Source organism: Neorhizobium sp. NCHU2750 (assembly GCF_003597675.1).
Classification (GTDB): Bacteria; Pseudomonadota; Alphaproteobacteria; order Rhizobiales; family Rhizobiaceae; genus Neorhizobium.
This window is the reverse complement of sequence record NZ_CP030827.1, coordinates 4,243,326-4,255,485: the sequence shown is the minus strand read 5'-3', so window position 1 is coordinate 4,255,485 and position 12,160 is coordinate 4,243,326. Positions and strand designations below refer to the sequence as shown.

The 12,160-nt window shown below is 61.5% G+C and carries 12 protein-coding genes; 8 read left to right on the top strand and 4 right to left on the bottom strand.

All coding sequences use genetic code 11. From position 1 onward, the window contains the following. Positions 1-66: 66 nt before the first annotated feature. Positions 67-1,320 (top strand): aminopeptidase, encoded by a 1,254-nt coding sequence (locus tag NCHU2750_RS20475; RefSeq protein ID WP_119942636.1) that lies wholly within the window; start codon positions 67-69, stop codon positions 1,318-1,320. A 41-nt stretch (positions 1,321-1,361) separates the two neighbouring features. Here NCHU2750_RS20475 and NCHU2750_RS20470 read toward each other — a convergent pair whose 3' ends face one another. Further along, positions 1,362-1,709 (bottom strand): hypothetical protein, encoded by a 348-nt coding sequence (locus NCHU2750_RS20470; protein ID WP_119942634.1) that lies wholly within the window; start codon positions 1,707-1,709, stop codon positions 1,362-1,364. A 288-nt stretch (positions 1,710-1,997) separates the two neighbouring features. On the opposite strand from NCHU2750_RS20470, the gene NCHU2750_RS20465 reads away from it, so the two are divergent. Next, positions 1,998-2,723 carry an AAA family ATPase gene (locus NCHU2750_RS20465; RefSeq protein WP_119942632.1) on the top strand — a complete coding sequence of 242 codons (726 nt, stop codon included), beginning with the start codon at positions 1,998-2,000 and terminating at the stop codon, positions 2,721-2,723. Positions 2,724-2,759: 36 nt separating this feature from the next. Here NCHU2750_RS20465 and xseA read toward each other — a convergent pair whose 3' ends face one another. After that, entirely contained in the window at positions 2,760-4,394 is a 1,635-nt protein-coding gene (xseA, locus tag NCHU2750_RS20460) for an exodeoxyribonuclease VII large subunit (protein WP_119942630.1), read from the bottom strand. A 169-nt stretch (positions 4,395-4,563) separates the two neighbouring features. On the opposite strand from xseA, the gene NCHU2750_RS20455 reads away from it, so the two are divergent. Together NCHU2750_RS20455 and NCHU2750_RS20450 are read left to right on the top strand one after the other, a co-directional pair. Then, positions 4,564-4,827: a spike base protein, RCAP_Rcc01079 family gene (locus NCHU2750_RS20455; RefSeq protein WP_119942628.1), complete on the top strand. Its 264-nt coding sequence runs from the start codon at positions 4,564-4,566 to the stop codon at positions 4,825-4,827. 213 nt (positions 4,828-5,040) lie between these two features. Then, positions 5,041-5,265, top strand: a complete 225-nt coding sequence (locus tag NCHU2750_RS20450; RefSeq protein WP_119942626.1) for a hypothetical protein — start codon at positions 5,041-5,043, stop codon at positions 5,263-5,265. Position 5,266: 1 nt separating this feature from the next. Here the strand turns inward: NCHU2750_RS20450 and NCHU2750_RS20445 are convergent, their stop codons facing one another. Further along, positions 5,267-7,120 carry a hypothetical protein gene (locus tag NCHU2750_RS20445; protein ID WP_245480292.1) on the bottom strand — a complete coding sequence of 618 codons (1,854 nt, stop codon included), beginning with the start codon at positions 7,118-7,120 and terminating at the stop codon, positions 5,267-5,269. Positions 7,121-7,257: 137 nt separating this feature from the next. On the opposite strand from NCHU2750_RS20445, the gene NCHU2750_RS20440 reads away from it, so the two are divergent. Further along, positions 7,258-8,286, top strand: a complete 1,029-nt coding sequence (locus NCHU2750_RS20440; RefSeq protein WP_119943611.1) for a glycosyltransferase — start codon at positions 7,258-7,260, stop codon at positions 8,284-8,286. After that, on the top strand, positions 8,283-8,672 hold the full coding sequence (locus tag NCHU2750_RS20435; protein ID WP_119942624.1) for a GtrA family protein: 390 nt from the start codon (positions 8,283-8,285) through the stop codon (positions 8,670-8,672). The genes NCHU2750_RS20440 and NCHU2750_RS20435 overlap by 4 nt, the downstream gene beginning before the upstream one ends. Positions 8,673-8,944: 272 nt before the next feature. Here the strand turns inward: NCHU2750_RS20435 and NCHU2750_RS20420 are convergent, their stop codons facing one another. Next, positions 8,945-9,931, bottom strand: a complete 987-nt coding sequence (locus NCHU2750_RS20420; protein ID WP_119942622.1) for a Gfo/Idh/MocA family protein — start codon at positions 9,929-9,931, stop codon at positions 8,945-8,947. A gap of 195 nt (positions 9,932-10,126) precedes the next feature. On the opposite strand from NCHU2750_RS20420, the gene NCHU2750_RS20415 reads away from it, so the two are divergent. Both NCHU2750_RS20415 and NCHU2750_RS20410 read left to right on the top strand, forming a co-directional pair. Next, complete coding sequence (locus NCHU2750_RS20415; RefSeq protein ID WP_119942620.1) at positions 10,127-11,071, top strand: aldo/keto reductase; 945 nt, start codon at positions 10,127-10,129, stop codon at positions 11,069-11,071. A gap of 121 nt (positions 11,072-11,192) precedes the next feature. Continuing rightward, the gene (locus NCHU2750_RS20410) at positions 11,193-12,149 is read left to right on the top strand and encodes an aldo/keto reductase (protein WP_119942618.1); all 957 of its coding nucleotides are present in this window, start codon (positions 11,193-11,195) and stop codon (positions 12,147-12,149) included. Positions 12,150-12,160: the final 11 nt, after the last annotated feature.

The window sequence follows — 12,160 nt, the reverse complement described above, 5'->3', positions numbered from 1 at the left end:
ACGGTCTTCAATTTTGCCTCAAAGCTCTCTAAGTCTGGCAGGAGATAGAAACCAAAGAGGCCTGCCATGACCATCGTGCCGAACTTCCAGAACGCCATCGATCCGATCAAGCTCGAAAAGCTCGGGGAAGTCGCGGTGAAGGTGGGGCTAGGGCTGAAGCCTGGCCAGGACCTCGTCATCACGGCGCCGATCGCCGCCCTGCCGCTGGTGCGCTTCATCACCAAGCATGCCTATATGGCGGGTGCGGGCATCGTCACGCCCTTCTATTCGGACGAGGAAACGACGCTTGCGCGCTACCAGCACGCGGCCGATGCGAGCTTCGACAAGGCATCCGGCTGGCTCTACGAGGGCATGGCCAAGGCCTATGAGAGTGGTGCGGCCCGGCTTGCGGTTGCCGGCGACAATCCGATGCTTCTCTCCGCCCAGGACCCGGCCAAGGTCGCCCGCGCCAACAAGGCCAATTCGATGGCCTACAAGCCGGCGCTCGAAAAGATCGCCAATTTCGACATCAACTGGAACATCGTTTCCTATCCCAATCCGTCCTGGGCACGCCAAGTCTTCCCCGACCTTCCGGAAGAGGCTGCCGTGGCCAAGCTCGCGGACGCGATCTTTGCCGCCTCGCGCGTCGATGTCGCCGATCCGGTCGCGGCCTGGGCCGAGCATAATGCCAATCTGAAGACGCGCTCGACATGGCTGAACGGCGAGCGTTTCGCAGCGCTGCATTTCACCGGCCCCGGCACAGACCTTACCGTCGGCCTGGCAGACGGCCACGAATGGCATGGCGGCGCTTCGAAGGCGAAGAACGGCATCATCTGCAACCCCAACATCCCGACCGAGGAAGTGTTCACCACGCCACATGCGCTCAAGGTGGAAGGCCATGTGTCGAGCACCAAGCCGCTGTCGCATCAGGGCACGCTGATCGACAATATCCAAGTGCGTTTCGAAGGTGGCCGCATCGTCGAAGCCAAGGCTTCCAGGGGCGAGGAAGTGCTGAACAAGGTTCTGGAAACGGATGAGGGCGCACGCCGGCTCGGCGAAGTGGCGCTGGTGCCGCATTCATCGCCGATCTCGGCAAGCGGCATCCTATTCTACAACACGCTGTTCGACGAGAACGCGTCGTGCCACATCGCGCTCGGCCAGTGCTATTCCAAGTGCTTCATCGACGGCGCGTCGCTGACACCGGAGCAGATCAAGGCACAGGGCGGCAATTCCTCGCTCATCCATATCGACTGGATGATCGGCTCCGACAAGGTGGATATCGACGGGATCAAGCCGGATGGCTCTAAGGTTCCGGTCATGCGCAAGGGCGAGTGGGCTTAACGCCCGCTCTCCACCCTTCTGCTGCAGGTCAGGCCAGCAGGTCAGCGGTAATAGACGATCTTGCCGCCATCCGCGGCCGTCTCGACACGCAGGACATTGTGAAGCGAAATACCGCGGAGCGCGAGCGCATGCTGGAGCATCGGATCGCGCTTGGCCTGCGCCTGCGCGTGCCGGATGATCAGGCTGTTTGCCGATCTGGCATTGAGCTGGTAGCGGTCGCCATGACCGTACATCGGCGCTACCTGCAGGGCCATGACATTGTCGTCATAGGCCTTGCCGAAAATGATCTCCGACAGGCGCGACTGTTCGGCCATGGCCGGGGCAGCGAGAGACGTGATTGCGGCGACGGACGCAAGCGCTGCGGCAGATGCGACCAAAATCCTGTTCATGATCCTGTTCTCCAATTTACGAATGCTGCACCAACGATCTTGGCCGGCCTTCAGATCCATTCGCCTATCGCTACAGATAAGGTTTTCGATGCCGGATTGGAACGGAGCGATCGGCGCGCCAATATATTTAAGAATTCACGCATAAATATTTCCTGCCACGCGCTTGCGGCAAGGGCTGCGCAAGCTTGCTCATAAAACATCCGCAAATCATCACGACGGAAGCGGATAAGAACAGGCCAAGAAGAATGGCTTCTCTCCGTGGTGTTCATTTAAACCGGAGGTTTGTGAATGCCAGTGATTACATTTGCGAATACCAAGGGCGGAGCAGGCAAGACCACGATGGCGCTTGTCGCAGCCGGAGAATTGGCAAGGCGCGGCTTTCGCGTTGCCATGCTCGATGCCGACCCGCAGCAATGGGTTTCCCGCTGGATGACGCGGGCGGCGAAGATGCCGAAATTCTCGATCATCGCCAATGTCGATGCCGACACTATCGAGAAGACCATCAAGGACCTGAAGAAGCGGGCGGATTATATCGTCGTCGACCTGCCCTGCGGCGTGACACCATTGCTTGCCAAGGGGCTCGGCCTTTCCGACCATGTGCTTGTGCCGATCCAGGGCTGCGCGCTCGATGCGGCCGGTGGCGCGCAGGTGCTCGATATCCTGAAGAAGCTCGATGCGGAATGCGGCATTCGCATCGCCCATTCGGTAGTACTCAACCGTGTCAGCTCGATCATCACCACGCGCGCACTGCTTGCCGTCAAGGGCCTGCTGGCACAGCAGGGCGTCGATGTTCTCGCCACCCCGCTGATCGAACGCGCAGCCTATCGCGACATGTTCGATGCCGGCACCCTGATCGATGCGCTCGATCCGGACGCCGTCAGCAATCTTGCCAAAGCGCAGGACAATGCACGTCTGCTGGTCGACGAGATCACGCAACTGGTGCCCCTGCCGATCAAGGCTCCGAAAGCCGATAAAGCCCCGAAAAAGACCGCGGCCGCCAGGAAGGCCGCCTGATCATCACCTTGGCTGGAGCTGTCCAGCCTCTCTTTTCTAAAACAGGCTGCCCTGTTTCGGAGCCCCGGATGTGTCTTCCGGCTTTGCGGCCTTGCGCTTTTGCGGGGCAGGTGTCGGAGACACCACCGCCGGCCCACTTTCCGGCGGCTCGCCTTCCTCTCCCGATATTGCAGCAATCCGCCCGTCGGCAAATTCGATCGACAGGAGATTGCCCGGCAGCACGCCGGCAGCGCGCGTGAGCGGGCGTTCCCCCGCATCCCTGACGACCGCATAACCGCGCTGAAGCACGTTCTTGTAGGAAAGCGACTGCAGGACACGGTCCTGGCTCGCCACGGCGGCACGGCTGCGCGACAGGGCATGGCTGATCGCCGTATCGGCCTGGCGCATCAATGCAGCGAGGTTCTGGTGCTCCCGCTGGAGCTGGCCGGACAGGCGCGCCGGCAATGCCTTCAGCGATGCATCGAGGCGGGCGATCCTGCCCTTCTCTCCGAGCAGCAACCGCTCGACGCAGCGATCGGCGCGCAAGAGGCGATCGGACAGTGCCTGGCGCTGCTGCTGCATGCGGCTGGTCAGAAGCTCAAGCCGGAGACCGGCGGAAACCCGCTCGAAGCTGCGGCGCTTTTCGATCGTCGTCCGCTCGAGCCCGCGGCCGAGCCCCATGGCCGCCTCGTCGAAGCGACGGCGGGGAAGTGCCAGCAACTGGTCGAGCGAAGGGAGTGCGCGCATCAGCGCCCTCAGCGCCTGGCGGCGATGATCCATCTGGCGCGAGGCGCTGGCGCGCAGGCGGGCAGACAGATTGGAAAGCTGGGCGTCGAGATCCGCCTTGACCGGCACGGCCATTTCGGCGGCGCCTGTCGGCGTCGGCGCACGCACATCCGCGGCGTGATCGATCAGCGTCCAGTCGGTCTCGTGGCCGACCGCGGAGATCAGCGGAATATCGCTCTCGGCTGCGGCCCTGACGACGATCTCGTCATTGAAGCTCCACAGATCCTCGAGGCTGCCGCCGCCACGCGCCACAATCAGGACATCCGGGCGCGGCATCGGGCTTCCGGGGCCGACGGCATTGAAGCCGCGTATCGCGGCAGCGACTTCCTCACCCGATCCCTCGCCCTGCACCTTGACCGGCCAGACCACAACATGGACCGGGAAGCGATCGGTAATGCGATGAAGGATATCGCGGATGACGGCGCCGGTGGGCGAGGTCACCACGCCGATAACGCGGGGCAGATAGGGAAGCGGCCGCTTGCGGTTCTGGTCGAACAGGCCTTCGGCAGCAAGCTTGCGCCGCCGTTCTTCGAGCAGCGCCATCAGCGCGCCGGCACCTGCCGGCTCCAAGTTCTCGATGACGATCTGGTATTTGGACGATCCCGGGAAGGTCGTCACCTTACCGGTGGCGATGACTTCCATGCCCTCTTCGGGCCGGAACCGCAGGCGCGAGAAGGTGCCTTTCCAGACCACCGCATCGATGCGGGCGCGATCGTCTTTCAGGCTGAAATAGGCGTGACCGGAGGAATGAGGGCCTCTATAGCCGGAAATCTCGCCCTTTACCCGGACGTGGTCGAAAGTGTTTTCGACGGTGCGCTTGATCGAGCCGGAAAGTTCCGACACCGAAAATTCGGTCAGATTGCTCTGGGCATTGCCGGGGGCGTCGCTGGCGAACGTGCTGCTCATGCAAGCGTTCTAACCGATAAGGCGGCGGATTTCACCCTTATGCGCGCGGTTTGATGTGGACGAGCCGGACCCAAATCAAACGGTTGCTCAGGCAGAATTTTGACTTGCCTTCGTCCCCGCCCCTCAGGGTTGTGCAATGATCATTCCACATCGAACCGGAGAGCAGATAATGACCGACCCATTCGCCAATACCCAGCCTTCGCTTTCAAGCCCGGCATCGGCCGGCATCACGGTCACGCCGAGTGACACGGAAAGCCTATCCACCACCAGCCGCGCGCTTTTCGTCGGCAATGCGGGCACGCTTGCCGTCCGGATGCTGTCCGGCGATACGCTGACATTTGCAGGCGTTTCCGCCGGCTCGTTCCTGCCGCTGAGGGTTACTCAGGTGCTTTCAACCGGCACGAGCGCGAGTGCAATCGTCGCATTGTTTTGACGCATCTGCGGAGAAATAATGGAACCCGGCTCACGCAGCAACGTTCAGCCAAAGAGGGGGATAAGACTCAGGTTCATGAAGATGCGACCCAAGTCTTAACAGTGTTCGGACAATCGTAGCAAATATGAAGACCCGCCGTTAGGCATGACTTGCAAGCCTTTATTAGCGGGTGATGGGATATACGATCTCCGACACAAAGGAAGGAGATTCGCCGTGCTTTTCCTTACGGCAACATCCATTGGCCTCATGGCAGGCCTGACACGCAACATCGCCTCGATTATCGCGGCTGCGCTGCTCATTCCTGTTGTCTTTCTCGTGGCTGCCCTATGCGGGGCCACGACCCTGACCGGCCTCATCATCGCTATTCTCGGCTTCAATTTCGGTCTCGTCAACCTTATCGTTGCCGGAGCGCTCATTCATAGTTTTCGCCACGCCTGATCTATTTCGGGTCAGAGGCATTAACCGTGAAAAGCTGGAATTTTCCGTCTGAGTGGACGGGAGAGAGGTAGTCGGGAACCTTGCCCTGCGCGAGCGCGGCATAAAGCCCGTCCGGCTTCATCGAGATAAGATATCCGGTCTGCGGATCTCCCTTGCAGAACGCGACAATCGAGACACCGTCAGATTTGAGCATTTCCTCCGCGTCAGCGGGCGATGCCATTCCGAGGTGAAGCTCGGCCAGCATGCCGGCCTGGTTGCGGTGATACGGTCCTGTCAGCACCCGCTGGGGGGTAAAGCGCAGGATTTCCGCACCGTTATTGGAAGGCGCGGCGACCAGGCCGGGCGCCATTGCGCGCAAAGCAGCCATATCGGCGCTATCGCCGCACGCGTCTGCCCCATCCTTGTTTTCGGCCGGTGCAACATCGTTGCCGAAGGATGCTATCGCCATGTTGCCCCCCACGCCGATGAAGGCCCAGAAGAAAGGGACTGATGCAAACGTGGTCAAGACGAATGCGAGCGCCGCCTTGATGTCCTTCTGGTCTTCCCGCACCTTCTGACGGAGATCCGCGATCAAAAGGGCAAAGGGCGGAATGCTCAACAGATTGGCAAACAAGGCGCCGCGCACCTGCACCAGTGATACGGCCCATGAAACGCCGATCAGAGCCAGGAAGAGGAGGTGTGCACCGCGCGCCCTGCCCTGCCTTATCCGGGCGATACAGATCAGCATGGCAAACATGCCGACGAGATAGAACCCGGCGGCGGCATCCGGCTCGATCCTGATTTCCGCGGTGATCGGCCGCGCTTCCGTCACCGCACTCAGCCATAGATCGACCAGCAGCGGATCGAGATTGGCGAGCGGGCTTCCCAGGCATTGGGGTGCAACAACTACCGCCACCACAGCCAGGACCGCGCCAAACACGAGAGCCGCGACGATGCGCATCGCAAACCCTGCCAGTGCCGGCAGATAGGTCAGACCGAACAGGCCTATGCCGCCGATCGCCGATAGCGAGTAGAAGCCGAGCGAGAGATTGTCGCAGGTAACCGAGGCATAGAGATGCGGCGGAATGGTACCGACAAAGGCGGCGCTGATTGCGAGAGCCAATGCCAGACCGAAAGCGCGGGCCGCCGGAGCAAACTTATGTCCCTGCCAGATCCAGCGGATTGCGACGCAAAGGCATGCGACGGCGACGTATGGCATGGTCTCCGCACCGATGGCGATGGCAAGCGCTACGGCCAGGCCGGCCGCAGCATGGCCGATACGCCCGGCACCACGATCGGCCAGCAGGGCGGCAATACCGATGGTCAGCGCGAGCTGGGCATTGTGATGATCGAGTGCACCGGGGCGAAACTTGCTGCAGGTGAATACGTAGATGGCGCCGAGGCCGAGCGCGACATGCATCGTCTGCCGACCGGCCAGTTCGCCGCCGAGGCGCCGGCCGGCAAGGCCAAGCCCGAGGAAGGCGGGGAAAGCGAGGAGAAGCGGCCAGACCGTGGCCGCCATGTTCTCGGCAGTGCCGACGGGCAAGAAGAGCGAAAACAGCGTGATCAGAAAGCCGACCGGCGCATCGATCAGCCTCGACCAATGCATCAGCGTGCCGCCTTCGAGCCCCAGCCGGTACTGCATCATATCGTACCAGCCCTGGCCACCCAGCCAATCGCGGATCTCGACGAGCCGCATGGAATCATCGTTGTCGGGGCCGATCCAATCCTTGGCCTTCGGCACCAGGATCAGCAGCATGAAGACCGATGTGACGAGCCAGTAGAGAAAGGCCGAAGGCACAAGCCTCGACATGAGCCGGCCGGAAAGAGAGGTGGCATGCGGCCGGGAGGTCTCATCTGCCATTGTATCGGTCATTCATTGCCCGTTTCGTGCCCATATGAAAACGGCGCAAACCTAAACTTAACCTTCCCAAGAAATAGTAAAACGGACCGGCGAGAGACGTCTGCCGGAGATTTTCTGTGTATCGAGTGGAAGTCATGATCGACGCCCCCATGAGTCCCCCTGCCGGCCTTGCGCCCGGCCCTCAGGTCGCCAACATCGCCGGCAATCTGGCCGTTGCCGTGCTGATCCCCTGCTATAACGAAGCATCGACGATCGACGGGGTGGTCCGCGGCTTTCGCGAGACGCTGCCTTCCGCTCGCATCTATGTCTATGACAACAACTCCACCGATGGCACGGCGCTGAAGGCTATGCTGGCGGGTGCCGAGGTGATGCGCGAGCGGCGCCAGGGCAAGGGCCATGTGGTACGCCGGATGTTCGCCGATATCGAGGCCGATCTCTACATCATGGCCGATGGCGACGGCACCTATTCGCCGAAGGATGCGGAGGAACTCATCCGTATCCTGTTGACCGAGCGTGCCGACATGGTGGTGGGCACGCGCCGCGGCGTGCACGACGATGCCGGGCGGCAGGGCCATGCGGCCGGAAACCGGCTGTTCAACATCCTCTACCGGGCGATCTTCGGACGCGACTTCACCGACATATTCTCCGGCTACCGCGCCTTTTCGCGCCGCTTCGTGAAAAGTTTCCCGGCCGTTTCCGGCGGGTTCGAGATCGAGACGGAAATGTCGGTCCATGCATCGCGGCTGAAATTGCCGGTGGCCGAGATCGAACTCGATTACGGACGTCGCCCGGAAGGGTCGCATTCCAAGCTTTCGACCTATCGCGACGGCGCCAAAATCCTCTGGATGTTCGCCATGCTGATGAAGGAAACGCGGCCCTTCGCCTTTTTCGGCGCCATCAGCGCCGCCTTCATGGCCGCGAGCCTGATCTTCATGGCACCCGTGCTCGTCTCCTATTTCGAGACCGGTCTCGTCGAACGCATGCCGACCTGGGTCTTCTCGCTGGTGCTGATGGTTCTCTCGTCGCTGATGTTCACCGCCGGCCTCATTCTCGATTCCGTCTCGCGCTCCCATGCCGAACAGCTGCGCATCCATTATATGAGCCTGCCGCTCGGCGAACACGCGCCCCTGTCAGTCCCGGCCGATGACCGAACAACAGGCGCAAAGAGCGCGGCATGAAACGGATTTTATGGTTCCTGTTTGCCGGCGGCATCGGCTTCCTGATCGATGTCGGCGTCAACCACATCCTTTTGACCTATACGCCGATCGGGCCGTTCCTCTCGCGTATCCCGGCGATCATGGGCGCGATGAGCTTCACCTGGTTCGTCAATCGCAACCGCACATTCGAACCCTCGCCACATTCGCTGGCGGTCGAGGGGTTTCGCTACTGGGCGGTCGGGATTACCTCGGCACTGATCAACTATGCGATCTATTCGACGCTGATTGCGCGCGCGCCGATCCAGCCGGCGGTGGCGATCGTGTTCGCCTCGGCCGCCGCAACGCTCTACAGCTTCTTCGGCTATTCCCGCTTCGTCTTCCGCCACAAGAACCCGCGGCGGGGCTAGAGCCTTTCCTGGTTAAATTGAAGCGCTCTGCCGGAGCAGGTTTTCGACAGGGCAAAGGCGATTGGCGACGGGCATACCCCACGGTACGTCCGAGCCGATCGCCTTTGATCCTGGCGGAAAGATGCCCGGCCCTTCGGGTTGGCTGAAGCGGGCCGCCTGATCGACCGGCCGGCTTGGCCGTAAGCCTTGGCTACGACGCGCGCCTGCCGGTCGACCATGCGACTCCGCTTGAGCCAACAGAGCGTTTCAATTTAACCAGGAAAGGCTCTAGGTCAGACGGTTTCCCAGCCGTCATGCTGGCCGGCGCGATAGACGGCATCGATGAAGCGCTGGTTCATCACCGAGTTTTCCAGCGTCACGACGTCCGCCTCCTCGCCGGCGACTGCCCTGGCAAAGGCTTCCGCCTGGCGCCGGTACTGGCGGCTGTCCTGGAAGCGGAAGATCTGCGAGACCGTGTGTTTCTGGTTGGAGAGCTCGATTTCCTCGGGGCCCCAGCGATCGGCGTTGAAGGGTGACTTGACCTCGATGTAACCCTCCGTGCCGTGGAAGACCATGACCTGCCGGTTGGCCATCTGGGTCGCGACGTAGAAACTCATCTCGAACGAGCCGAAATCCGCCTTGACGCTGGCATAGATGTCGGTGCCGAAATCGGGATCGCGGCGGACCACCGCCTGCACGCGCCGGGGCTCGCTGCCGGTCGAAAAGCGGGTGGCAATCGTCGGATAGACGCCGATATCCGGCAGCGCACCACCGCCGAGTTCGGGGATGTTGCGCATGTTGGCGGCATCGCGGTTGAAATAGCTGAAGGCGCCCTGGACGTGTTTCAGTTCGCCGATCGCGCCCTCTTTCAGAAGCTCCCTCACCTTCAGCCAGACCGGCGCATAGGTGACCATGAAGGCTTCGGAGACCATGACGCGGTTCCTGTCGCGGGCTGCAATCAGCGGCTCGATCTCGGATGCCTTCAACGCCAGCGGCTTTTCGACGAGGACATGCTTGCCGGCATCGGCAGCTTTGATCGCCCATTCGACATGCTGGCTGGTCGGCAGCGGGATATAGACCGCGTCGATCGTGTCGGAGGCCAGCATTTCGTCATAGGAACCGAAGGCATGCGGTGCGCCGAAACGGTCGGCGAGCGCACGCGCCTTTGCCATGTCGCGGCTGGCAACCGCGGTGACCACGCAGTTTTCCGCATCCTGTAGCGCCGGCATAACCGCATCCCTGGCAATCCTTGCCGTCGACAAAATCCCGAAACGCAACATCGCTCTCTCCCTTCGCACATGTTGCGGCAAGATTAGGGTGCGAGCCGGCAGGGTTCAATGCGTCATCTCCGGCATTACCCCGGCAATCTCGAAAAAGGCACGCGCGGGCCAATTTAAAGGATTGCGGCCAATCGCGTTTGGGTTAACTTGAGCCCCCTCCGTATCCCCTCTCAACGCAGAAATCTGGAGAATATCATGGAGTTGCGCAAACTCGGCCGTACCGGCCTGTCGATTTCCCCCGTCGTCTTCGGTGGCAATGTTTTCGGCTGGACTGCCGATGAAAAGACCTCTTTCGAGCTGCTCGATGCGTTTTTCGGCGCAGGCTTCAACACGATCGACACGGCGGATGTCTATTCGAAATGGGTGCCGGGCCATCAGGGCGGCGAGAGCGAGACCGTGATCGGCAACTGGCTGAAGCGCGGCTCGGTGGCACGCGACAAGGCGATCATCGTTACCAAGGTCGGCCATCCTTCAATGAGCGAGGACAAGCTGAAGGCACGCTGGGTGATGGAAGCGGCGGAAGCCTCTCTGAAGCGGCTGAAGACCGATTACATCGATCTCTACCTGTCGCATTTTCCCGATGACGAGACACCGCATGAAGAAACGCTCGGCGCGTTTGCCAAGCTGAAGGAACAAGGCAAGATCCGCGCCATCGGCTGCTCGAATTTCAGCGCTGAACAGCTCAAGGCCTCGCTCGATGCGGCCGAGAAGAACGGCCTGCCGCGTTACGACGTGCTGCAGCCGGAATATAATCTCTATACCCGCGACAAGTTCGAGGGTGCTTTGGCGGAGCTCTGCATGTCGCAGGATATCGGCGTGATCAGCTATTATGCGCTGGCGGCAGGCTTCCTCACCGGCAAGTATCGCAAGCCGGAGGACGCGACGGGCAGCGCCCGCGGTTATCGCATCCCCGACTACATCAACGACAAGGGCATGAAGGTGCTGGCGGCGCTCGATCAGGTTGCCAGCGAGACGGGGGCGAGCCTGGCATCCATCGCCATCGCCTGGGTCGGCAGCCGTCCGGGCATCACCGCACCGATTGCCAGCGCCACCAGCCTCAGGCAGCTCACCTCGATCTTCGATGCCGGCAAGCTGCAGCTCACCGACGCGCAGATGAAGCTGCTCAACGAGGCTGTCTGAACCCGAAGGAGCTAACGACTTCGTGACCGTGGACGCCGTTTGATCGCCGCATCGATGGTCATAAATCAGGAGGAACCGGCATTCGCCGGTTCCTTCCCGCAATGGATATCTGGAGCATATCATGGACCTGCGCGTACTCGGCCGGACCGGCCTTTCCATTTCGCCCGTCGTTTTCGGCGGCAACGTATTTGGCTGGACGGCAGACGAGAAAACCTCCTTCGGTCTGCTCGACAAGTTCTTCGACGCCGGGTTCGACACGATCGATACCGCAGACTGCTATTCCGGCTGGGCGCCGGGAAATGGCGGCGGCGAATCGGAGATCATTATCGGCAAATGGCTGAAACAGTCCGGCCGTCCGCGTGACGAGGTGGTGGTCATCACCAAGGTTGGCTCCACCCCGAAGGGTGCCGCCATGGAGAAAGGGCTTTCCAGAGCCCATGTCATCGAAGCGGTCGAAGGATCGCTGAAGCGGCTGCAGAGCGATTATATCGATCTTTACCTGTCGCACTGGCCCGACCCGCAGACACCCCATGAAGAAACGCTTTCCGCCTTCGCGACGCTGAAGGAACAGGGCAAGATCCGCGCGATCGGCTGCTCCAACTTCGATGCCAGCCAGCTTGCGGCCTCGCTGGAGGCAGCGGAGAAGGCCGGGTTGCCGCGCTATGACGTGCTGGAGCCGGAGTATAATCTCTACAATCGTGCCGGTCTGGACGGCGCTCTGGCGGATCTTTGCAACGCGCAGGATATCGGCGTCATCACCTATTTCAGCCTCGCCTCCGGCTTCCTGACCGGCAAGTACAAGAGCAAGGCGGATAGCGAGGGAACCAGCCGGGGCGGCATGGTGGCGAAATATTTCGACGAGCGGGGCATGCGCATTCTCGCCGCGCTCGATGAAGTTGCGGCCGAGACGCATTCACACCCGGCTTCCGTCGCGCTTGCCTGGATTGCCCAGCGCCCGGGCGTTACGGCCCCGATCGCCAGCGCCACCAACGACCGCCAGCTCGACACGCTGATTGCAGCGGGCAGGCTCAAGCTCTCCGCCGACCAGATGAAGCTGCTCAACGCGGCCAGCGCCTGATCTGCGCATAA